At 74.9% G+C, this 22465-nt stretch carries 19 protein-coding genes and 3 riboswitches; of the genes, 9 read left to right on the plus strand and 10 right to left on the minus strand.

Annotated elements, in window-relative coordinates; all coding sequences use genetic code 11:
• Both ACPYOM_RS08030 and ACPYOM_RS08035 read right to left on the minus strand, forming a co-directional pair.
• A partial coding sequence (locus tag ACPYOM_RS08030; protein WP_481345557.1) for an LLM class flavin-dependent oxidoreductase occupies positions 1-1275 on the minus strand: 1275 nt, incomplete at its 3' end.
• Positions 1276-1288: 13 nt separating this feature from the next.
• Positions 1289-1723: an ATP-binding protein gene (locus tag ACPYOM_RS08035; protein WP_481342332.1), complete on the minus strand. Its 435-nt coding sequence runs from the start codon at positions 1721-1723 to the stop codon at positions 1289-1291.
• Between the two features lie 374 nt (positions 1724-2097).
• Between ACPYOM_RS08035 and ACPYOM_RS08040 the strand changes: the two genes are divergently transcribed.
• From ACPYOM_RS08040 to cobF, 3 genes are all read left to right on the plus strand, one after another.
• Positions 2098-2781 (plus strand): PadR family transcriptional regulator, encoded by a 684-nt coding sequence (locus ACPYOM_RS08040; RefSeq protein ID WP_481345558.1) that lies wholly within the window; start codon positions 2098-2100, stop codon positions 2779-2781.
• Positions 2782-2881: 100 nt separating this feature from the next.
• Entirely contained in the window at positions 2882-4414 is a 1533-nt protein-coding gene (locus ACPYOM_RS08045) for a cobyric acid synthase (protein ID WP_481345559.1), read from the plus strand.
• Positions 4411-5778, plus strand: a complete 1368-nt coding sequence (gene cobF, locus ACPYOM_RS08050) for a precorrin-6A synthase (deacetylating) (RefSeq protein ID WP_481345560.1) — start codon at positions 4411-4413, stop codon at positions 5776-5778. The genes ACPYOM_RS08045 and cobF overlap by 4 nt, the downstream gene beginning before the upstream one ends.
• A gap of 153 nt (positions 5779-5931) precedes the next feature.
• Here the strand turns inward: cobF and ACPYOM_RS08055 are convergent, their stop codons facing one another.
• Positions 5932-6927 carry a patatin-like phospholipase family protein gene (locus tag ACPYOM_RS08055; protein WP_481342318.1) on the minus strand — a complete coding sequence of 332 codons (996 nt, stop codon included), beginning with the start codon at positions 6925-6927 and terminating at the stop codon, positions 5932-5934.
• A 102-nt stretch (positions 6928-7029) separates the two neighbouring features.
• Positions 7030-10809: a cobaltochelatase subunit CobN gene (gene cobN / locus ACPYOM_RS08060; protein ID WP_481345561.1), complete on the minus strand. Its 3780-nt coding sequence runs from the start codon at positions 10807-10809 to the stop codon at positions 7030-7032.
• 58 nt (positions 10810-10867) lie between these two features.
• Positions 10868-10945, minus strand: a riboswitch (cobalamin riboswitch).
• 121 nt (positions 10946-11066) lie between these two features.
• Here cobN and ACPYOM_RS08065 point away from each other — a divergent pair.
• Genes ACPYOM_RS08065 through ACPYOM_RS08080 form a run of 4 tightly spaced genes read left to right on the plus strand, consistent with a single transcriptional unit; the run spans position 11067 to position 15283 of the window.
• The gene (locus tag ACPYOM_RS08065; RefSeq protein ID WP_481345562.1) at positions 11067-11843 is read left to right on the plus strand and encodes a GNAT family N-acetyltransferase; all 777 of its coding nucleotides are present in this window, start codon (positions 11067-11069) and stop codon (positions 11841-11843) included.
• Positions 11844-11889: 46 nt separating this feature from the next.
• Positions 11890-13065 (plus strand): precorrin-3B synthase, encoded by a 1176-nt coding sequence (locus ACPYOM_RS08070; RefSeq protein ID WP_481345563.1) that lies wholly within the window; start codon positions 11890-11892, stop codon positions 13063-13065.
• The gene (locus ACPYOM_RS08075) at positions 13062-13724 is read left to right on the plus strand and encodes a precorrin-8X methylmutase (RefSeq protein WP_481342322.1); all 663 of its coding nucleotides are present in this window, start codon (positions 13062-13064) and stop codon (positions 13722-13724) included. The genes ACPYOM_RS08070 and ACPYOM_RS08075 overlap by 4 nt, the downstream gene beginning before the upstream one ends.
• Complete coding sequence (locus ACPYOM_RS08080) at positions 13721-15283, plus strand: precorrin-2 C(20)-methyltransferase (protein WP_481345564.1); 1563 nt, start codon at positions 13721-13723, stop codon at positions 15281-15283. The genes ACPYOM_RS08075 and ACPYOM_RS08080 overlap by 4 nt, the downstream gene beginning before the upstream one ends.
• 25 nt (positions 15284-15308) lie before the next feature.
• Here the strand turns inward: ACPYOM_RS08080 and ACPYOM_RS08085 are convergent, their stop codons facing one another.
• From ACPYOM_RS08085 to cbiE, 6 genes are all read right to left on the minus strand, one after another.
• A complete protein-coding gene (locus ACPYOM_RS08085) occupies positions 15309-15869 on the minus strand; it encodes an NYN domain-containing protein (protein WP_481345565.1) in 561 nt (186 codons plus the stop codon).
• 69 nt (positions 15870-15938) lie between these two features.
• Complete coding sequence (locus ACPYOM_RS08090) at positions 15939-16343, minus strand: hypothetical protein (RefSeq protein ID WP_481345566.1); 405 nt, start codon at positions 16341-16343, stop codon at positions 15939-15941.
• A complete protein-coding gene (locus tag ACPYOM_RS08095; RefSeq protein WP_481345567.1) occupies positions 16340-17131 on the minus strand; it encodes a CbtA family protein in 792 nt (263 codons plus the stop codon). Before ACPYOM_RS08095 ends, ACPYOM_RS08090 begins: the two co-directional genes overlap by 4 nt.
• Before the next feature lie 7 nt (positions 17132-17138).
• Positions 17139-17336, minus strand: a complete 198-nt coding sequence (locus tag ACPYOM_RS08100; protein WP_481345568.1) for a CbtB domain-containing protein — start codon at positions 17334-17336, stop codon at positions 17139-17141.
• Positions 17337-17365: 29 nt separating this feature from the next.
• Positions 17366-17551, minus strand: a riboswitch (cobalamin riboswitch).
• 71 nt (positions 17552-17622) lie between these two features.
• A complete protein-coding gene (locus ACPYOM_RS08105) occupies positions 17623-18378 on the minus strand; it encodes a cobalt-precorrin-4/precorrin-4 C(11)-methyltransferase (RefSeq protein WP_481342328.1) in 756 nt (251 codons plus the stop codon).
• Positions 18375-19655: a precorrin-6y C5,15-methyltransferase (decarboxylating) subunit CbiE gene (gene cbiE, locus ACPYOM_RS08110; protein WP_481342329.1), complete on the minus strand. Its 1281-nt coding sequence runs from the start codon at positions 19653-19655 to the stop codon at positions 18375-18377. Before cbiE ends, ACPYOM_RS08105 begins: the two co-directional genes overlap by 4 nt.
• Positions 19656-19833: 178 nt before the next feature.
• Between cbiE and ACPYOM_RS08115 the strand changes: the two genes are divergently transcribed.
• The gene (locus ACPYOM_RS08115; protein ID WP_481345569.1) at positions 19834-20646 is read left to right on the plus strand and encodes a hypothetical protein; all 813 of its coding nucleotides are present in this window, start codon (positions 19834-19836) and stop codon (positions 20644-20646) included.
• 222 nt (positions 20647-20868) lie between these two features.
• A riboswitch (cobalamin riboswitch) is annotated at positions 20869-20932 on the plus strand.
• 76 nt (positions 20933-21008) lie between these two features.
• Complete coding sequence (locus ACPYOM_RS08120) at positions 21009-22439, plus strand: magnesium chelatase ATPase subunit I (protein ID WP_481345570.1); 1431 nt, start codon at positions 21009-21011, stop codon at positions 22437-22439.
• Positions 22440-22465 lie beyond the last annotated feature (26 nt).

Consider the following 22465-nt stretch of genomic DNA (forward strand, 5'->3'; position numbering starts at 1 on the left):
GACCCTGGCCAGGCCGGCGGCCTCGGAGGGGACGTTGCACCCGTCGCCGAGCCGGGCCGCGACGTGCAGGGTCCGGTCTCCCACACCCCCGACGACGACAGGGAGGTCGCCGACCGGACGCGGGTAGAGCGTCGTCTCGGGCAGCGAGACGCGGCGTCCGGCATACGGCTTCGTGCCGGGTGCCCAGAGGGCACGCATCGTCTCGAGACCGGCCTCCAGCAGGTCGAGGCGCTGGCCCGGTGGAGGCAGGCTGAGCCCATAGGCGGCGTGCTCGCGCTCCCACCAGCCCGCACCGACGCCGACGAAGGCGCGGCCGCCGGTGAGCGCGGACAGCGTCGCGGCCGCCTTGGCGGTGATGCCCGGCGGCCGGAACGTCACCGGCGAGACGAGCGTGCCGAGGTGCAGCCGGCTCGTCGACGCGGCGAGCGCCCCGAGCGTCACCCACGGCTCCGGGACGGGGTCCCAGGCCCTCCCGACCTGCGGGATCTGGATGAGGTGGTCCATGAGCGCGAGGCCGGCGAAGCCGGTCTCCTCGGCCGCCGCCGCGATGCCGCGCAACCAGTCGAGCAGGTCGCCGTCGGCCGGGAACCGGGACACCTGGAGCACGACGCCGTGGCGCAGCCCGCCGGTGCCGCCGGAGCGCCGCTCCTCCTCGGCCCCCCTCGTTCCCGTCCTCGGCAACACACCGAGTGGCTGCCAACCCGCCCCGGGTGTACCTGAGGCGGGCTGGCGACTGCTCGGTGTGTTGCGGGTCGGGGTGGGGGTGTCCGGGGTGGGGGTGTCCGGGGCGGCGGTGGAGCCCGGCGTGACGACGTGCACGGCGTCCCAGCCCTCGGTGGCGAGCCCGTCGCGCGCGGAGGCGACGGCAGCGAGCTGGCTCGTCAGCACGCGAGCCGGCACGGACCGCTCACGGGAGCGGTTGCGGTCACGACACACGGCAGCCGGAGCGTCGAGGACGACGGCGACGGCCGGCAGCCCCGCGGCGCGGGCCGCGGCCAGCCACCGGACGCGGCGCGACGCATCGGTGCCGAGGGTGTCGACGACCGTCGTCAGGCGTCGTCCCAGGCGAGCCGCGACGACCGTCTCGAGGACGGCGAAGGCGTCGGTCGACGCGTCGAGGTCGTGCTCGCCGCTGCCGACGACGGCGCGCAGGGCGTCCGAGGAGACGACCTCGGCGGGGCGGTACCGCGCGAGCGCCCACGTGGTCTTGCCCGAGCCGGACGCCCCGACGAGGACGACGAGCGCCGGGTCGGGCAGCTCGGGGGCCGGCGTCATGCCGACGGGTGGCTCAGTGCGAGCGGCGGCGGGAGGGCCCACCGAGGGAGGCCCAGACCGTGCGGCCGTTGGGGTCGTCGATGACGCCCCACTCGTGGGCCAGCGAGCGCACGATGCGCAGACCCCGGCCGCCGGCCCCCCACGTCGTCGGCGGCAGCGGGCGGGGGACGGTCGGGCCACCGCCGTCGCTGACCTCCACCTCGACGACGTTGTTCTTGACCTTCCAATGGATGCGGATGGCGCCGTCGGACAGCGGTCGGGCGTGGCGCACGGCGTTGGCGACGAGCTCGCTGACGACGATCTCGGCCTCGTCGACGACGTCGGGGGTCACCTTGCGGGCGACGAGGTCGGCGACGATCTCGCGACGGATGCGGGGGGCCGCGGACGGCGCCCACTGCAGACGGATCGTGCGCTTCTCACCGGTCGGCGCGGGGGCACCCTCCGCCATCGCGGGCCTCCTCGAGATGTGCGCGGGCCTGCCGGCCGTCATGGTCCTGCCGTTCGCCGCACCGTTCCTCTGGTTGGTCGCCACGTCCAGCCTCCTCACGGCGAAGAAGTGTCCCCGCCACCGTCGCACCGTAACCAAACCTGCTGCATACCTCAACGAACCATGAGAAATCTCCGACGACGCTCCGGTGACGCTCAGGCTGTCTCCCGGTGTCTACCGCCGCGCCTAGACCACGCCAGACGCTGCGAGACCGGTGGCTCGTCCGGGCCGGCGCCGAGCCGATCCGTGCGGAGAAGATCTTCCCTCCCGACCGTTCGCGATATATCGTCAACGTATCGCGACTGTTCGTCAGGTCGCGAGGAAAGGAGAGTCCGATGCACGGACACCGACACACCCGACACGAGTCCGGCTGGGACCAGGGCTGGGGCGGTTGGGGCCCCGGCCCCCGCCCCTGGGGGCCGCCCGGCGGCCACGGACGCGGGCGCCCCGGCCCGCCGCCCTGGGTCGCCGAGCTCGTCCGCCACTTCGGCGGCCCGGGCTTCGGCCCCGACTTCGGCGGCCGCCGTGGTCCCCGCGCCCGACGCGGCGACGTGCGCGCCGCCATCCTCGAGGTGCTCGCGGGCGACGAGATGAACGGCTACCAGCTGATCCAGCAGATCTCCGAGCGCACCGGCGGCGCCTGGAAGCCGAGCCCCGGGTCGGTCTACCCGACCGTCCAGCAGCTCGAGGACGAGGGCCTCGTCGAGGGGCGCGACGTCGACGGTCGGCGCCTCCTGCGCCTCACCGACGAGGGACGCCGCTACGTCGAGGAGAACGCCGAGGAGATGGCCGCCACGTGGCGTCCCTTCGAGGAGCCCCAGGAGCCCGACGAGGGTGACGCCCCGCAGCAGGAGCGCCGCAGCGGCACCGACCTCATGCCGGTCGTCGGCCAGGTCATGGGCGCCATGTGGCAGATCGTCACCACGGGCACCTCGCAGCAGCGGGCCGAGGCCGCCGAGATCCTCACCGAGACCCGGCGCCGCCTCTACCAGCTGCTCGCCGACGGCGACCCCGAGTAGGAGCGCCGGAACACCGGGACGTGCGCCGGGTCACGGGAGGACCGCGAGGACCTCGAGGACCGTGGCCCGGCGTCGACGCCCGGTCGGGCAGGATGGCGTCGTGCCCCTGTCCCCGTCCGCCGACTCCCGCCCCTCCGGGCTCCTCATCGCCGGCACGTCGTCCGACGCCGGCAAGTCGGTCCTCGTCGCCGGCCTGTGCCGGGTGCTCGCGCGGCGCGGGCTGCGCGTGGCCCCCTTCAAGGCGCAGAACATGTCGAACAACTCGATGGTGTGCGCCGACGGCGGCGAGATCGGGCGGGCCCAGTACCTGCAGGCCATGGCGGCCGGGCTCGTACCGACGACGGCGATGAACCCCGTCCTGCTCAAGCCCGGCACCGACCGCCGGTCGTTCGTCGTCGTGCGCGGCGAACCGGCCGGGACGCTCGAGGCCGGGCAGTACGCGACCGGTCGCGCGCACCTGCGCGAGGCCGCGTTCGCCGCCTACCGCGAGCTCGCCGACGACCACGACCTCGTCGTCTGCGAGGGGGCCGGTTCGCCCGCCGAGGTCAACCTCCGCTCGGGCGACTACGTCAACATGGGCCTCGCCCGTGAGTTCGGCCTGCCCGTCGTCGTCGTCGGCGACATCGACCGGGGCGGCATCCTCGCGGCGCTGTACGGAACGTGGGCGCTCCTCGACGACGCCGACCGGGCCCTGCTGAAGTCCTTCGTCATCAACAAGTTCCGCGGCGACGTCGCCGTCCTCGAGCCCGGGCTCGAGGAGGTCACGCGGCGCACCGGGGTCCCCTTCCACGGTGTCGTCCCGTGGCTGCTCGACGTCTGGCTGGACAGCGAGGACACCCTCGAGGTCGGGCACTGGCGCGCGTCGACAGCCCTGTCGGCGACGGCCGGCGACCGGCTCAAGGTCGCCGTCGTCCGGCTGCCGCGCATCTCGAACGCCACCGACGTCGACGCGCTCGCCGCCGAGCCCGGGGTCGACGTCCTCGTCACCGTCGACCCCGCCGTCGTCGACACCGCGGACCTCGTCGTGCTGCCCGGGTCCCGTTCCACCGCAAGCGATCTCGAGTGGTTGCGTGAGCGCGGCCTCGCGGACGTCGTGCTGCGCCGGGCGGCTGCCGGACGGCCGGTCCTCGGCATCTGCGGCGGCTACCAGATGCTCGCGCAGCGCATCGAGGACGACGTCGAGGGACGCGTCGGCACCGTCGCCGGGCTGGGCCTGCTGCCCACCCGCGTGGCCTTCGGCGCGGCCAAGGTGCTGGCGCGTCCGCAAGGGTCGTGGGGCGGGCACGCCGTCGACGGCGCGTACGAGATCCACCACGGCATCGCCTCCGCGGCGCCGGGCGCGGACGCGTCGGCCGAGCGGTTCCTCGACGGCTGGAGGGCTGGATCGGTGTGGGGCACCATGTGGCACGGCGCCTTCGAGAGCGACGGCTTCCGCCGGGCCTGGCTCTGCCGGATCGCCCGCACGGTCGGCTCGCAGTGGGTGCCCGACCCGTCGGCTCCCGGCTTCGCGCAACGGCGCGAGCACATGCTCGACACCCTGGCCGACGCCCTGGAGGAGCATGTGGACGTCGACGCGCTCATCGCCCTGACGCGGGCGGGGAACGGGCACGCCGCCGACGAGGAGGTCTCGTGATCAAGCGGATCCGCGTGATCGGCATCGGCATGGGCAGCCCGGCGCAGGTCACCGGGGAGGCCGCCGCGGCCATCGCGTCGGTCGACGTCTTCCTCGTCGCCGACAAGGGCGAGCGCACCGCGGACCTCGTCGAGGCACGCCAGGCGCTGGTCGACGCGTTCGTCCCTGACCGGTCGTCCTACCGCTTCGTCGAGGTGCCCGACCCGCACCGCGGGCCCGACGCCGAACGCGACGCCGGTGCGTACGACCGCGGTGTCCGCGACTGGCACGCGGCCCGCGTCGAGGCGTACGCGTCCGTGGTGGCCGGACTCGCCGAGGGCGAGGACACCGTCGGCTTCCTCGTGTGGGGCGACCCCGCGTTCTACGACTCCACGATCCGCGTCGTGGACGCCCTCGTCGACCGGTGGGCCGCGCAGGGTGTGCGCGTCGAGCACGACGTGCTGCCCGGCATCAGCGCACCACAGCTGCTGGCCGCGCGGCACCGGATCCCGTTGAACCGCATCGGGGCCCCGGTCCACGTCACCACGGGTCGCCGGCTCGTCGACGAGTACGACGGGTCGCTCGGCGACGTCGTCGTCATGCTCGACGGCGGCCTCGCGTGCGCGGGCCTCGTCGACGTGGCACCGGACCTCGAGCTGTTCTGGGGGGCCTACCTCGGCACGCCCGACGAGCTGCTCGTGCGTGGCCGCCTGGCCGACGTCCTCGACGAGGTGCGCCGGGTGCGCGCCGACGCCCGCGAGCGCCACGGGTGGGTCATGGACACATACCTGCTGCGCGGCCCCGAAGGCTCGCCCACCCCGACTCACGCCGGGCCGACGCTCCCGGCGTTCCCGGAGGTCGTGTCGCTGTCCGACGGAACCCTGACCCTGCGACCCGTGACGGCCTCGGACTGGCCCGTCGTCCTCGGCGAGCACAACAACGACGAGCAGCTGCGGTGGGGCTTCACCGACGTGCCGATGACCGAGGCCGAGGCGCGGCAACGGGCCGCCCTCGCGCGCCGGGAGTGGCGCCTGGGGCGGGCGGCCCGGTTCGTCATGGTCGATGCGGCGACGGGCGAGGGTGCCGGGCTCATCGGTGTCCTCACCCTCGGCCCACCCGGTGTCGGGCTCGTCGGCTACGGCGTGCTGCCGGCGTTCCGGGGGCGCGGCTTCACGACGCGCGCGCTGGTGCTCGTGACCGAGTGGGTCTTCGCCCAGACCGACATCGTGCGGCTGGAGCTGGGCCACAAGGTCGACAACGTCGCGTCGGGCCGGGCCGCCGAGAAGGCCGGGTACGTGCGTGAGGGCGTGCACGCCGCACGTCTCGTCAACCCCGACGGCACCCGCTCGGACGAGGTCGTGTGGGCCCGCGTCCGTCCGAGCTGACCGGGGCGACGGTCTCCGGCACGCCCCATCACGCGGTCCCTCAGCATTGCTCCGCCACCTGAGCCAGCGATCCCGACACGGTCGCGCGCCGTCCCGCGCGCTCCGGTGCAACCGTGGTCAGCCCCTGCTCACCGCCTCCCGCCGTTCCCTGGCTCACCCTGCGGAGCAATGCTGAGCGCCTGGAGCCGGGGCTGTCCCTGCCGTCGGAGCACGGGACCGTCCGAGGTGCGTGGTTCCGGCTCGGCCGGCGGGCGCGCCGGCCTCAGCCGGCGGCCACGACCGGGGGCTCGGGTGGTCGTGCAACCTCAGGAACCGGGCCGGCGCCGGCAGCTCGGTGCCACCACCGGCGAGCCAGTCGAGGGCGCTGCGACGCCCGCGTTCCACGAGCTCGGCGCCGTGACCGAAGTCGGTGGCCGACACCGCAAGAGGGCACAGCGGCGGCAGGGCCCGGAGCCGCGAACGGCCGGACAGGGAGCGGACCTCGGCCACCAGGCGCTGTTCCAGGAGCAGGGCGACCGCGTGGACGGCCATCCCGAGCGCAGAGCCGGGGGGTTCCTCGAGCGCGCACGGAGCGCCCGCGGGGAGCAGGTAGGTCTCCGTCGCCCCGAGGCTGACGGCGTGGCTCAGGCCGGACCGGTCGGCCAGGGCACCGTCGACGAGGAGCCGGCCGCCGAGGGCCACGGGCGGGAAGACCCCCGGGATGGCCGCGCTCGCGAGCACACCGTCGGCGAGCGGGCCGTCGCTGACCAGCACCGACCGTCCGGTCAGGGCATCGGCTGCGACGAAGTGCACCGGGACGGTGGCGTCGGACAGGTCGAGGTCACCCACGTGGCGCACGACGAGGGCTCGCAGGCGGTCGGCCGTCGACATGGCCGGTCCCCACCCGAGGAGGGACCGCACGACCCGCCGGACGTCGACCGGGAAGACGTCCGAGCGCCGCAGCCCGACCCACACCGCGGCGAGGTCGTCGAGCGATGCCGGGGACAGGCCGTGGGCGGCCACCCAGGCGGCGTTCATCGCACCCGCGGAGGTGCCGACGAGCACGTCGGGACGGATGCCGTTCTCGGCCAGGGCCGCCAGCATCCCCACCTGGACCGCCCCGAGGCTGCCTCCCCCGGAGAGCACGAAGGCGGTGGTCGTGTGCGTCATGACCGTTGGTCGTACCGACGCGGGTCGGTCTTACCGTGCGCGGGTGCGCGTGCGCGGGGTGCGCGGTCGCCGGACGCCGAGTCTCGGGGGAGGCGTTGCGGCTCAGGCCTCGAGGTCCCCCTCGACGTCGAGGTAGACCTGCTGGAGGTCGGCCAGCACCTGCGGGTCCGGCGACTCCCACAGTCCCCGGTCGACGGCCTCGTGGAGCCGCTCGACCATGCCGTGCAGCGCCCACGGGTTGGCGTGCCGGAGGAAGTCCTGGTTCTCCTTGTCGAGGACGTAGCTCTGCGCGAGCTGCTCGTACATCCAGTCGGTGACGACGCCGGCCGTCGCGTCGAAGCCGAAGAGGTAGTCGACCGTGGCGGCGAGCTCGAAGGCCCCCTTGTACCCGTGGCGCCGCATCGCGGCGATCCACCGCGGGTTGACGACACGGGCCCGGAAGACGCGCGCCGTCTCCTCGGTGAGGCTGCGGGTGCGGACGGCGTCGGGCGTCGTCGAGTCGCCGACGTACGCCCGCGGCGCGCGCCCGGTCAGCGCGCGGACCGTGGCGACCATGCCGCCGTGGTACTGGAAGTAGTCGTCGCTGTCGGCGATGTCGTGCTCGCGGGTGTCGATGTTCTTGGCGGCGACCTCGATCCGCCGGTACGAGCGCTCCATGTCGCCGCGCGCCGGGGCGCCGTCGAGGTCGCGGCCGTAGGCGAAGCCGCCCCACGTCGCGTAGACCTCGGCGAGGTCGGCGTCGGTGCGCCAGTTGCCCGCCTCGATGAGGGGCAGGATGCCGGCACCGTACGAGCCGGGCTTGCTGCCGAAGATCCGGGTCGTGGCCCGACGCGCGTCGCCGTGCTCGGCGAGGTCGGCGGACACGTGGGCGCGCACGTAGTTGTCGGCATCGGGCTCGTCGAGGCCCGCGACGAGGCGGACGGCGTCGTCGAGCATCGCGATGACGTGCGGGAACGCGTCGCGGAAGAACCCGGAGATGCGGACCGTCACGTCGATGCGCGGCCGGCCCAGCTCGTCGAGCGGAACGGGGTCGAGCCCGACGACCCGGCGTGACATCTCGTCCCAGCGGGGCCGGACACCGAGCAGCGCCAGGACCTCGGCGACGTCGTCGCCCGACGTGCGCATCGCCGAGGTGCCCCAGACGGACAGGCCGACCGAGCGCGGCCACTCGCCGGTGTCGGCCCGGTGCCGCTCGAGGAGGGCGTCGGCGAGCGCCTGACCGGTCTCCCAGGCGAGGCGGCTCGGGATGGCCTTGGGGTCGACGGAGTAGAAGTTGCGGCCGGTCGGCAGCACGTTGACCAGGCCCCTCAGCGGTGAGCCGGACGGCCCCGCCGGGGTGTAGCCGCCGTCGAGGGCGTGCAGGACGGCGTCGATCTCGCCGCGCGTCGCGAGCAGCCGCGGCACGACCTCACGACAGGCGAACTCGAGGGAGCGCCGGACGCCCTCGAGGTCGACGCTCTCGGACTCGTCGAGCGTGGCCGCGACGACCGCGGGTACGGCGTCGGCGTCCCAGCCGGCGTCGGCGAGCGCGTGGACGAGGGCGGACGCCTGCGCCTCGGCCCGGTCGACGGAGGTGCGCCCGGACTCCCCTTCGGCGAGCCCGAGCGCTGTGCGCAGACCGGGCACGGCCCCCGTCGACCCGGCGAACACCTGGTTGGCGCGCAGGATCGCCAGGACGAGGTCGGCCAGGCCCTCCCCCGCGGGGGCCTGGCCGAGAACGTGGAGGCCGTCGCGGATCTGGACGTCCTTGACCTCGCAGAGCCAGCCGTCGACGTGCATGACGAACTCGTCGAAGTCGTCGTCCTCGGGTCGGTCGGTCAGGCCGAGGTCGTGGTGCATCTCGGCCGCCTTGATGAGCGACCAGATCTCGGCACGAAGCGCCGGCGCCTTGGCCGGGTCCATGACCGACACGTTGCCGTACTCGTCGAGCAGCTGCTCCAGACGCGCGATGTCGCCGTAGGACTCGGCGCGGGCCATCGGCGGCACGAGGTGGTCGACGATCGTCGCGTGGGCGCGGCGCTTGGCCTGCGCGCCCTCGCCGGGGTCGTTGACGAGGAACGGGTAGACGAGCGGGACCGAGCCGATCGTCGCGTCGGGACCGCAGGCCGCCGACAGCGCCAGGTTCTTGCCGGGAAGCCACTCGAGGTTGCCGTGCTTGCCCATGTGGACGATGGCGTGCGCGCCGAACTCCCTTGCGAGCCAGCCGTACACGGCGAGGTAGTGGTGCGTCGGCGGGAGGTCGGGGTCGTGGTAGATCGCGATGGGGTTCTCGCCGAAGCCGCGCGGCGGCTGGACGATGACGACGAGGTTGCCGGCACGCAGCGCGGCCGCGACGATCTCCCCGTCCGGGTCGGCCGTGGTGCCGGCGCGGTCGACGAAGACCTCGCCCGGGGCCTCGCCCCAGTGCTCCGTGACGGCGTCGCGCAGCTCGGAGGGCAGCTCGGCGAACCACTCGCGGTAGCGGGCGGCCGGGATCCGCACCGGCTGGCCGGACAGCTGCTCCTGGGTGAGCCAGTCCTCGTCCTGCCCGCCGGCGGCGATGAGCGCGTGGATGAGGGCGTTGCCCGCGGTGGTGTCGGGCTCCTCGCCCTCGACCGCCTCGAGCGGGCCGGTGCCCGGGATGTCGCCGGGTGCGCCCAGGTCGTAGCCCGCCTCGCGCATGGCGCGCAGCAGCCGGATGACCGAGACCGGGGTGTCGAGGCCGACGGCGTTGCCGAGCCGTGAGTGCTTGCTCGGGTAGGCCGACAGGACCACGGCCACGCGTCGCTCGGCGGGCGCCACGTGCCGCAGCCGCGCGTGGTTGACGACGAGGGCGGCGAGGCGGGCGCAACGCTCGGTGTCGGGCACGTAGTGCGGCAGGCCGTCGGCGTCGGTCTCCTTGAAGGAGAAGACGCCACCGATGATGCGGCCGTCGAACTCGGGCACCGCCACCTGTGTCGCGACGTCGAGCGGGCTCATGCCGTCGTCGGAGCCCTCCCAGTCGGCGCGGCTCCAGGTCAGGCACAGGCCCTGGACGATGGGCACGTCGAGGGCCGCGAGCGCCTGCACGTCCCAGGCGTCGTCGTCCTCCCCGGCGCCGGCGGTGGCCGGGCGCGTCCCGCCCGCGGCGAGGACGGTCGTGACGAGGGCGTCGTACTCGCGCAGGTGCTCGAGGAGGTCCTCCGGGGCGTCGCGCAGCGACGACACGAACACCGGGACGCCGACGCCACCGGCGGCGTCGACCGCGTCGGCGAGGGCGTGGACGTAGGCGGTGTTCTCGGCCGCGTGCTGGGCCCGGTAGAAGAGGATGCCGATGCGGGGCCGCGGCGTCGCGTCGTCGGTCGATGCCTCGGTCGATGCCTCGGTCGATGCCTCGGTCGATGCCTCGGTCGATGCCCCGACGGGGGCGTCCGGGCGGTCGAGGACGCCCCAGGTCGGCAGGGTCCGCGGAGGCTCGAAGCCCTCACCGGTGAGCAGCACCGTGTCGGCGAGGAACGCGTGCAGCTCGCGCAGGTTGCCCGCGCCGCCCTCGGCGAGGTAGCGGTGCGCCTCCGCCACGATGCCCGGGGCGACGTTCGACAGCTCCATGAGCGCGGCGTTCGGCGTCTGCTCACCACCGAGGACGACGAGCGGGACGCCGGTGGCCCGGATGCGGCGGAAGCCGTCGCAGAGGTCCTGCGGGCCGCCGAGGATGCGGGCGACGACGATGTCGGCTCCCTCGATGGCCTCGGCCATCGACGTGTGCCCGGGGCGGGCCGGGTTGGCCACGACGTAGTCCGCGCCGCTGCCGCGGGCGCACAGCAGGTCGGTGTCGGACGTCGACAGCAGGGCGATGCGAGCGGTGGGGCCGGTCGGGGCGGCGTCGCGGGACGCGTCCTCGCCGGCCGCGCGGGTGCGCGTCATGAGACTCCTCGGCGGGGTGTCCACGCCCCGCGGTCGGTGGGATGAGATGCGTCGCCGGCAGTTCCTGACTCGCCCTCCCCCTCGCGGCGGCGGGCTCACAGTGGCGGGACCGTCCCGGGCTCGCACCGGGTTCCTGGTCGACGACGCTGCGCCCACCCTAGCGGGCGTGCCCGGGGGGCGCGCGCGACGTCCGTCCGGGCACGCCCGCCGTCCGCGTTCGCCTGCGGGCCCACCCGACGCGCGGCTACCGTGCGAGGGTGACCGACTCCCGGGCCGCCGCGGTCGAGGAGAACCTCATCGCGCTGTGCCGGCTCTTCGCCGGCAGCGGCGTGGTCACCCGCCTGCCCGACGCCGACGTCATCGCCTACACCTCCGACGTCGCGTTCCCGCTGTTCAACGCGATCGCCGGAGCGCGGTTCGCCGCCGGGACCGAGGCCGACCGGACGGCGGCGCTCGTCGACGCGTACCGGGCCCGCGGCCTGCCGTTCCTGTGGTGGGCCACGCCCTCGCACCTGACGCCCGCGATGGACGCGGTGATCCGCTCGCGCGGCATCGAGCCGGAGGCCGACCCCGGGATGCACGTGCCGCTCGACGGTCCCGTCGACGAAGCCCTCGTCGCGGGTCTGACCCTCGACGAGAGCGGTGTGACGGCAGAGGTCGTCGAGACCATGGTGGCCGGCTTCGGCTTCCCCGCCGAGGTGGTCGCCGAGCCGCTGACCCGGGCCCTGGCCTCGCTGGCGCCGGACGTCGCCTTCCACGTCGTCGCCCGGGTCGACGGCGAGCCGGTCGGGGTCGGCTCCGGCTTCCTCACCGGCCGCACCCTCGGTCTCTACAACATCGCGACCCTCGAGGTCGCGCGGCGGCGTGGGGTCGGGTATGCCGTGACGGCCAGGCTGATGAACCTCGGCCGCGAACGGGGGTGCACGGAGGCGGTGCTCATCGCCTCCGCGATGGGCCGTCCGACGTACGAAAGGCTCGGGTTCGTCGAGGTGTGCCAGACCCCGCAGTACGTGTGGGTACCCGAGGGCGGCTGAGCACCGGACACCCGGCCCCCGGCGAGCCGGGCCTACGATGTGCCGCGTGACCGCCCCGGAGACCCGCCCCCGAACGGCAGCCGACGCCTGCCCGGGCGTCTCGCGGCCCTTCGCCGCGGCTGACGGAGCGCTCGTGCGGGTCCGGCCCGCAGGTCGACCGGTCCCGGTGCCGGCACTCGCCGCGCTGCTCGATGTCGTTGCGGCACAGCCGGACCCGGCGATCCAGCTCACGTCACGGGCGGCGCTGCAGCTGCGGGGTCTGCCCAACCCGGTGCCGGAGGACGTGCGGCGGGCCGTGGCCGCGACCGGGCTGGTCCCGTCGCCGACCCACGAGCTCGTCCGCAACGTCGTCGTGTCGCCGCTGACCGGCCTCGACGCGCGCGGCCGGTGTGACCTGCGTCCGGTCGTCCGTGCCCTCGACGCGGCGGTGTGCGCCGACCCGTCGCTGGCCGGGCTGCCCGGACGCTTCCTCTTCGTCCTCGACGACGGCCGGGGTGACGTCGTCCGGGAGCCCTTCGACCTCGGCCTGCTCGCCCTGGATGGTGGGCGCGTGGCGGTCCTCGTCGGCTCGCCGGACCACGGACTGGTCGTCGGCCTCGACCGCGCCGCGGCCACCGTGGCGGGGCTCGCACGCGAATTCCTCACGGCCAAAGCTCGTTCCGGCTCTTCGGCCTGGCACGTGCGGGAGCTGGCCGGACGGCTCCGCACACCCCCGCTCGACCTCACCCTGCCTCCGCGCGCGCCCCGGCCCGTCGGTCGCGTCGGCGCCCATGCGGTCGTCGGGGTGCCGCTCGGGCTGCTGACCCGCCACCACGTGGACGCGCTGTCCCAGGTCGTGGACGAGGTGGTCGTGACGCCGTGGCGCTCCCTCGTCGTGCCCGACGGGGCAGGGGCGCTCCACCTGCTGGAGGATGCCGGCCTCGTCACGACGCCGGGCTCGCCGTGGGTGCGCCTGCACGCCTGCACGGGCGCGCCGGGCTGCGCCCGCACCGACGTCGACACCCGGGGCGTCGCCCGCTCCCTCGCCGCGAGCCTGCCGGCCGGGGGGATGCCGGGCGGGGACCTGCCGGTCCACGTCAGCGGGTGCGAGCGCCGGTGCGGCACCCCCGCCGGCCCGTTCGTCGACGTCCTCGCGCCGCGGACGCCGTCGGACGCGCTCGCGGCCCTCGAGCGCGGGCACCGTGACCACTCGAACCGAGGATCGGAGACGTCGTGGACGTGACGACGAATGCGAGCCGACCACCGACGCGGCGCTACGCGTACGAGACCGACGGCCAGGAGATCTACCGTCGCTCGTTCGCGACGATCCGGGCCGAGGCACGGCTCGACCACCTGCCCGAGGACGCCCGGGTCGTGGCGGTGCGGATGGTGCACGCGAGCGGCGACGTCGACCTGACCGAGCACATCGCCGTCCATCCGGACCTCGTGCGCTCTGCGAGGACCGCCCTGCGCGCCGGGGCGCCGATCCTCACCGACGCGCACATGATCGCCTCGGGGATCACCCGTGCCCGGCTGCCGCGCGACAACGAGGTCGTGTGCACCCTGCGCGACGAGCGCGTCCCGGACCTGGCGCGCGCGTGGGGCACGACCCGCTCGGCGGCGGCCGTCTCGCTGTGGGGCGACCGGTTGGAGGGTGCCGTCGTCGCCATCGGCAACGCCCCCACGGCCCTCTTCCACCTCCTCGAGCTCGTCGCCGACGGCGGTCCACGCCCTGCGGCGGTCGTCGGCATCCCGGTCGGCTTCATCGGCTCGGCCGAGTCGAAGGTCGCGCTGGCCCGGAACCCGTTCGGCATCCCGTGGCTCGTCGTCCACGGCCGGCGCGGCGGTTCCGCGCTCGCGGCGTCGGCCGTCAACGCCCTGGCCCGCGAGGAGGAGCTGTGACCCGGGTCCCCAGCGCCGCAACACCGCCCGGCCGGCTCCGCGGCGTCGGCGTCGGCCCCGGCGATCCCGAGCTCGTCACCGTCAAGGCGGCCCGGCTCATCGCCGAGGCCGACGTCGTCGCCTTCCACAGCGGCACGCGCGGCGACTCCATCGCCCGGCGCATCGCGGCCCCGTACGTGCGCGACGGCGTCATCGAGGAGCTGCTCGTCTACCCGGTGACGACGGGCACCACCGACCACCCCCTCGGCTACCACGGGCTCATGGCCGACTTCTACGACGCGTCGGCCGACCGCCTTGCGGCCCATCTGGACTCGGGCCGCAACGTCGTCGTCCTCGCTGAAGGAGACCCGCTCTTCTACGGCACGTACATGTACCTGCACGACCGCCTCGCCGACCGCTACGACACCGCGGTCGTGCCCGGCGTGACGTCGGTGAGCGGGTCGGCGGCCGCCGTCGCGACGGGGCTGTGCCGCCACGAGGACGTCCTGACGATCCTGCCCGGGACGCTCCCCGTGCCCGAGCTCGCCCGCCGGCTCGCGGACACCGAGGCAGCCGTCGTCATGAAGCTCGGCCGCACGTTCGAGAACGTCCGCGAGGCGCTGCGACAGGCGGGCCGGCTCGCGGAGGCGCGGTACGTCGAGCGGGCCAGCAGCGACGCCGAGCGGGTGCTGCCCGTCGCCGACGTCGACGCCTCCACCGTGCCGTACATGTCGATGGTCGTCGTGCCGGGACGCGACCTGCGCGCCGACGCCGCGGGCCGTGCAGCGTCCTCCGTGGCGAGCTCGCCTGCGGTAGAAGGTTCTCCGGACAGGGGCGACGTCGGCGGCGTCGGCGAGGTCGTCGTCGTCGGCCTCGGCCCGGGCCCCGAGCGGTGGCTCACGCCCGAGGCCTCGGCAGTGCTGGCCGGCGTCGGCCACGTCGTCGGCTACGCCCCCTATGTCGCGCGGGTGCCGCAGCGGGTCGGCCTGACCCGGCACGCGTCCGGCAACACCGTCGAGGTGTACCGCGCCCGCGACGCCCTCGAGCTGGCCCGCAAGGGCGAGCGCGTGGCCGTCGTCTCGGGCGGTGACGCCGGCGTGTTCGGCATGGCGTCGGCCGTCTTCGAGGCAGCGGAGACGTTCGGGTACGGCGACGTCCCGGTGCGGGTCGTGCCTGGGGTCACCGCCGCCCAGGCCGTCGCCGCGCGGGCCGGGGCTCCTCTCGGCGGTGACTTCGCCGTCATCTCGCTGTCCGACCGGCTCAAGCCCTGGGACGTCGTCGCCGCCCGGCTGCGCGCGATGGCCGAGGCCGACCTCGCCATCGCGATCTACAACCCCGCCTCACGCAGCCGCACCGAGCAGGTGGCACGGGCGCGCGAGCTGCTCCTGGCCGTGCGCGGCCCCGAGCAGGTCGTCGTCGTCGGTCGCGACGTCGGGAGGGCCGAGGAGTCCCTGACGGTCACGACGCTCGGTGAGCTCGACCCCGCGTCGATCGACATGAAGTGCCTCGTCATGGTCGGCGCCACTCGCACGCGCGTCACGCCGGGTGGGCAGGTCTGGACGCCGCGCTTCGTCGACTGACGCATCGGGCGAGCCGAGCTGCGGCTCAGAGGAACTGGGTCGGGTCGAACTCGTCGATCGGGATGATCCGCACGCGCGGCAGGTGCGTGTTGAACGCGAGGACGTCGTACTCGAGGTCGAAGGTCTGCAGGCCGCGGCCGGTCAGCGCCTCGAAGCCCTTGTTCCGGAACTCGGTGAAGCCGACGACGCCGGCGCGGCGGCCGTCGAGGAGGTCGCCGAGCTGTTCGACGAAGTCGCCGTCGTTGCTGACGAGCACGACGTCGGCCGCCCGGCTGCCGAGCTCGACGAGCGTGCGCTGGATCGCGATGTCGACGACCTTCTGACCCGGCGCGCCGGACAGCGGCACGGGCCGGTAGCCGATCGCGAGCAGGGCCTGGACGAAGGCCATCGGCAGCTCGGAGTTCGCCGCGAGGAAGAAGAGGCCCTGGGCGGGCTGGCCCCACTCCTCCTCGGCGAACTGGAGCAGCCGCTCCCACCGCGGCCGCTCCTCGGGGCGCGGACGCCGCCCGAGGATCGAGGTGCCGAGCGTGGCGTCGATGTTCTCGCCGTCGACGAGGACGTAGGTGGTGCGGGAGGCGTCCGACATGAGCTCACCCTACGGCTCGGCGTCGAGCCGTCCTGCGCCGACGGCGCGGTCCCCTCGGGGCGTCGGACGTCACACGCCCGACGGCGTGGCCTCGGCCGGGGCGTAGGTCACCGACAGGCTGGAGGGCGCGAACACCGACGCGGCGAGCTCGTCCGGGGGCGGAACGACGCCGGGACCACCACGCCGCACCCACAGGGCCACGGCGTCGACGGCCGCCGCGTCGAGGACCCGGCGCAGCCACACGGCTCGCCCACCCTGGCTGCGGCCGATCGGCGACGGCGACACGACGACGACGTTCGACTCGTCGCACGCGAGCAGGCAGGCGCTGCGCAGCACCCGGGCGCGGCCCCGGGTCCCGGCCTCGAGCCGGGCGAGGAGCCCGTCGTGGTCGACACCCGGGTGCTTGGCCTCGGACCCGCAACAGCAGTCGCGGCAGGCGCGGACGATGCAGAGCCGCTCGCCGGAGCGGTTCACGCGGCGACCGGCTCCCGATCGGGCAGGCCCTCGGTGCGCCGGCGCTCCGCCCGCTCCATGAGCAGCCCGAACGAGACCCCGAGCGCGAGCCACATCGAGCCGAGCTGGGCCAGCGACGCGAGACGGAAGTCCCAGATCAGCCCGGCCGGCACGTCCGACGGGATGACGTCGGGTGTGCCCGGCACGAGGACGAACACGAGGACGAGACCGACGACGACGGCGCCGATGTCGAGCGCGCACCGGGTCGACCCGCGGACGCGCCCGGTGAGCCAGCGGTCGAACGAGTTCGTGGCCAGGGCGATGGCGATGCCGAGCAGCAGCACGATCCCGTAGAGCATGGTGCGGCGGGTCACCGTCGCGGGGTCTCCCACGGCCGGCGGGTTGGCCGGCATCTTCAGCGCGGGCAGCAGGCTGACGGCCGCGAAGCCGACCGCCGCCAGCACGAGCGCCCGGCCCAGGTCGCCGCGACCCGGCAGGCGGCTCCGCATGCCCGCGAAGACGACCGAGAAGACGACGCCGACGGCGACGCCGACGAGGATGGCCGTGATGCCGCCGACGACGACCTGGGCGGTCCTCGAGACGAGCGGCTCGTCGCCGTGAGCCAGCAGTGACGCGGGCAGGCCGAGAGCGGACTGCCCTCCGCCGTGGGCGTGTTCGCCGCGCGCCTCCTCGATGGCGAGCGCGCGGCGGATGACCGGCTCGACGACGAGCCAGATCACGGCAGCCGAGGCGAGGCCCGCGCACACGCCGGCCAGGACCCCGCGCCGCAGCACGGAGCCGAAGGACACCCCCACGTCAGTGGCAGGGGACGCCGAGGGCGTGGCGAGCGTCGTGCGTGAGCTCGTGCAGCATCTGGGCGTTCGTCGAGCTGAGGATCGCGCCGTTCTCCTGCACGAGGAAGTACAGCGTGAAGACGGCGAACGCGAGCAGGGCCCACGCCCACGCGGGAACGCGGACGCGGGTGGTGGCGGACAGGACGGCAGCAGTGGCCATGGTCGAGGGACCCTTTCTTCCATGCCTCGTGGACAGATCACGCCGCAGCCGGTCTCCTGGCTTCCAGATCGACGCTCCTCCCCAGCCTTCCCGGCGACCCGGCGTCAACCTGCGGTCGTCAGTGGCGGTGGTGGGGACTTGCTCCCTGGTCACAGTGGCGAGGACCACGTCGGAGTCACACCGACTTCCCGTGCACTGCGGCAGTCGCATCCTGACACACGACGCCCGTCGACGCCATCGCCGCCGCGTTCACGAGATGTCGCGAGGCAGCACTCCGGCGAGAGACCTACTGTGGACCGGTGATTCGCGTTCCGTAGAGGTGGGAGTCGACGAAGTCGTCGGTCTCGCGGGCGCCGAGGGCGTGCCCGACGAGGATGACGGCGGCCTGACGCAGGCCCGCCTCCTCGACCGAGTCGGCGATGTCGGCCAGGGTGCCACTCAGGACGAGCTGGTCCGGCTGCTCGGCGTTCGCGACGACGACGACGGGGCAGCCCGACCCGTAGTCCCCGACGAGCTCTGCGGCGATGCGACGGACGTGCCGGATCGCGAGGTGCAGCACGAGCGTGGCCCTCGTGCCGGCGAAGGTGGCGAGCGCCTCGGTCGCGGGCATCGCCGTCGAGTCGCGGTGCGCGCGGGTCAGGACGACGGACTGTGCCACCTCCGGCACGGTCAGCTCGCGGCCGACGAGGGCGGCCGCCGCGGCATACGCAGGGACCCCGGGCGTGACGTCCCAGGGCACCCCCGCCCGGTCCAGGCGGCGGGTCTGCTCGGCCACGGCCGAGTAGATCGACGGGTCCCCGGAGCAGAGTCGCGCGACGTCGTGGCCGGCGGCGTGGGCCTCGACGCAGTGCCCCACGATCTCGTCGAGGGACAGGTGCTGGGTGTCGACGAGCGTCGCGTCGTCCGGGCAGTGGGACAGGACCTCCGCGCCGATGTAGGTGCCGGCGTAGAGGCACACGGCCGACCGCTGCATGAGACGCGTTGCCCGCAGGGTGAGCAGGTCCGCGGCACCGGGACCCGCACCGATGAAGTGGACGGTCATGCGGGTTCCTCCGTGGGCTTCGGGGGCACCGGGGGCTCCGGGGGCTCCGTGGGCTCCGTGGGTTTCGTGGCGGACCACTGGACGACGGCGCGGGCGGGCTTCCAACCCGTGAGCGACCCGAGCGGTTCGAGGTCCTCGACGGCGATGCGGGTCAGCGCCCCGCCGAGGCGGGCCCGGGCATCGTGCAGGAGCAGCTCCGTCTCCACCGTGACGCCGTGGACGACGATGCGACCCCCGGGTGCGAGGGCGGCCCACGCGTCGTCGACGACGCGGGCCGTCGCGCCACCACCGACGAAGACGGCGTCCGGTCGCGGGAGGTGGCCGACGACCTCGGCCGAGTCCGCCTCGACGACCTCGAGGCCGGGGACCCCGAGGCGCCTGGCGTTGGCGCGCACCCGGGCCGCGCGGACCGGGTCCCGCTCGACGGCGACGACGTGGTTGCGCGGGTGCTGGCGGGCGAACTCGATGCCGACGGAGCCGGCGCCGGCGCCGAGGTCCCAGAGCACGTCGCCGGGCTGGGGCGCGAGATGGGCGAGCGCCGCCGCACGGACGACGCGCTTGGTCAGCTGACCGTCGTGCTCGAAGGCGTCGTCGGGCAGCCCCGGCGCGAGGGAGCGGGGCCGCGACCCGGCGTCCGGCACGCACTCGACGCAGACGAGGTGGAGCGCGGGCGCAGGCCCGGCGGTCCAGCTGCCGGCGACGCCGTCGGCCCGCGTCTCCTCGTCGGCGCCGAGGTGTCCCAGCACCGTCACCCGGCTCGACGCATACCCCTCGTCGGCGAGCAGGGCGCAGACCCGTTCCGGTGCGTCGACGCCGCTCGTCAGCACGACGAGCCGGCGTCCGGGCCCGACGTCGCGGCGCAGGCGGTCGACGTCGCGACCGACGAGCGTCACGACGTCCGACTCCTCGCCGGACCAGCCCATCCGGGCGCGCGCGAGGGCCACCGAGGACACACCCGGGTGGATCCGGACGGCGTCGGTGCCGAGCGCAGCCACGAGGGTGGACCCGATGCCGGACACGAGCGGGTCCCCGCTCGCCAGCACGACGACGCGGCTGCCCGCCACGCGGTCGAGCACCTCGCGCAGGCCCGGCAACAGGGGCGAGGGCCACGGGACGAGCTCGACCCGGGACCGCGCGGAGGAACCGGCCGACGGTGTCGGCAGCATCTCCAGGTGCCGCACCCCACCGACGACGACGTCGGCCTCGTCGACGACCCGGCGCGCACCGGCATCGAGCGACGAGAGCCCGGACGCACCTACCCCGACCACCTCGATCACGCCCGCGACCCTAGCGCCGATCGAGGGCCCCGCACGGAGTCGGTCGTCCTGCGCACCATCGACGCCCGTAACCGTCCACGCGAGGTCGATGTGCCCCATCATTGCTTCGCACGGCACTCGACGGGGGCGAGGCATCGCACGGGGAGCAGTCCCCCGGGGGAAGAGGGCAGGCACGAGCATGCACACGTACGACCACCACCCAGCGGGCCCCACCGGCACCCTCGAGTTCGACGCGTCGACGGCGCGGCTCCGCGCCGACACGGACACGTTCTTCGCCCTCGTCGACCACCTGGGGCCCGGCCGCAGCACCGACGCCTCGCCCGGCGACCCGGCCGGAGGCGTGCCGTTCGTCGCCTCCGGGGTCGCCGTCGGGGGTCGGGCGCACCCACTCGTCCGGGCCGGCCTCGGCACCGTGGAGGAGCCACGGGCCCGCCTGCAGGTCGAGGTGTCGACGCCGGACGGGACGTGGCTGCACGAGGGGTGGCTCGGGAGCGTCTCGGCCCTGCTCGTGGACCGGGGCGACGGGACGCACGACTTTCTCGAGGTCGACGAGGACTTCGTCGCGGCGACCGTGGTGCGCCTCACGGACCTCCAGCCGCGCCCTCGTCTCGAGGGGCGCGGCGGACGCGCCCACCCGGACCTGCTCGATGCGCTCCTGACCCGCGAGGCACGCAGCCGTGCCGACGCCGCCGAGGGTCTGGTCGGCGCCGCCTTCGCGTGGCCGGTCGTCGCGGCCTCGCTGCGCTCGGGCCGGTGGCAGGCGTGCGGCATCGACGTCGCCCAGGCCGTCGGGACCACGACGACCACCCGACGTCTGGCCTGGCTCGACACCCCGGCCGGACTCCTGAGGGTCGAGGCGGATGCCGAGGGCCAGTTCCTCTCCGGCGTGTCGGCCGGGCAGCTGTGGCGCTCGATCGTCGCGGCGCTCAGGACCGACGCCACCCTCGAGACCGACGCGACGCTCGACGGCGCGCTGCCCCGCACCGCCTGACCGCGTCGGCCTCCGGTGCCGGGCCCCCGAGCACCCAGCGCCTTTCCCTCACGCACTGCCCCGGTTCCCGGGGCAGAGCGTGAGGGACCCGGCATGAGCACCATCGCACCTCCCAGCTGCCCCGGTTCCCGGGGCAGAGCGTGAGGGACCGGGCGATCACCGAGCGGGCTCGGGGCCTCGCCGGGTCGGCGTTCTGGCAGACTGCGCGGTGGCGACGGGCGAGGAATCCGGTGAGAGTCCGGAGCGGTCCCGCCACTGTGAACCCCGCCTGCGGGGGAGCCAGGACGTCATCCGTCGCCGACCGTGCCCGGCCGGGCCGGTCCGGACGACCACGCGGGCGAGGCACCCGCAGGAGGCCACGCATGCACGACGGCTCGACCGACCCCGCGACGCTCGCCCCCGTCGCGGCCCGCGGGACCGCACCGGTCCCCACCGCCACCACGTTCCCGTTCTCGGCCGTCGTCGGCTCCGACGACCTGGCCCTCGCCCTCGTGCTCACGGCGGTGTCGCCCGAGGTGGGCGGTGTCCTCGTGCGTGGCGAGAAGGGCACCGCCAAGTCGACGATGGTCCGTGGCCTCGCGGCGGTGCTCCCCGCGCTGCACGTCGTCGCGGGCTGCCGGTTCGGCTGCGACCCCGCCGACCCCGACCCCGGCTGCCCGGACGGCCCGCACGCCGCCGCGGACCCGAGCGGCACCGACGCCACCGGCGGCCACGCCGAGACGCGTCGCGCCCGGCTCGTCGAGCTGCCGATCGGGGCCACCGAGGACCGCGTCGTCGGCTCCCTCGACCTCGAACGCGCCCTCGGCCGGGGTGAGGCCGCCTACCAGCCGGGGCTGCTCGCCGCGGCGCATCGCGGCATCCTCTACGTCGACGAGGTCAACCTCCTGCACGACCACCTCGTCGACCTGCTCCTCGACGCCGCCGCGATGGGCCGGACGACGGTCGAGCGCGACGGTGTCTCGGTCTCCCACGCGGCCCGCATCGTCCTCGTCGGCACGATGAACCCCGAGGAGGGCGAGCTGCGCCCGCAGCTGCTCGACCGGTTCGGGCTCACCGTCGAGGTCGCCGCCCCGCGCGAGCCCGCCCTTCGGGCCGAGGTGGTGCGGCGCCGGATGGCCTTCGACGCCGACCCGTCGGGGTTCGCGCACCGCTGGGAGGCCGAGCAGGAGGGCCTCCGGGGGCGCATCGCCGCCGCCCGGGAGCGTGTCCGACACGTGGTGCTGCCCGACACGGTGCTCACGCGGATCGCCGAGGTGTGCGCCGGCTTCGAGGTCGACGGGCTGCGAGCCGACATCGTCACGGCCCGCGCGGCCGTCGCCCACGCCGCCTGGAGCGGGCGCACCGTCGTCACCCGCGCCGACGTCCGGGCGGCCGCCCGGCTGGCGTTGCCCCACCGCCGACGCCGCAACCCGTTCGACGCCCCCGGCATCGACGAGGACCTCCTCGACCGGCTCCTCGGTGACGACGACCCCGAGCCCGACCCGGAGCCGCAGCCGGAGGGTCCCGGTGACGGCCCGACCGGTGACGGCCCGACCGACGGCGAGGGCGCCCCGGCGGACGACGCGGCCTCGGACCACGGACCTGCGGACCAGGTGCCCCCGTGCCCCCCGGGCCCAGCCTCCACGGACGACGTGCAGGCGGACGACCCTGAACACGACGGCACCCACGCCGACGACGCGGGAGCGCCGAGTCCCGCCGACGCGGACGAGCACGACGCCGGCCCCGGGCCGGCGCGACGGCGTCCGCCCGGTCCGCGTCGGTCCCCGACGAGACGCCGCGTGCCCGGCTGCTGACGGCGCGCGGCCTCGGGCACGGCGCC

Source organism: Monashia sp. HAY1-2A (assembly GCF_056755315.1).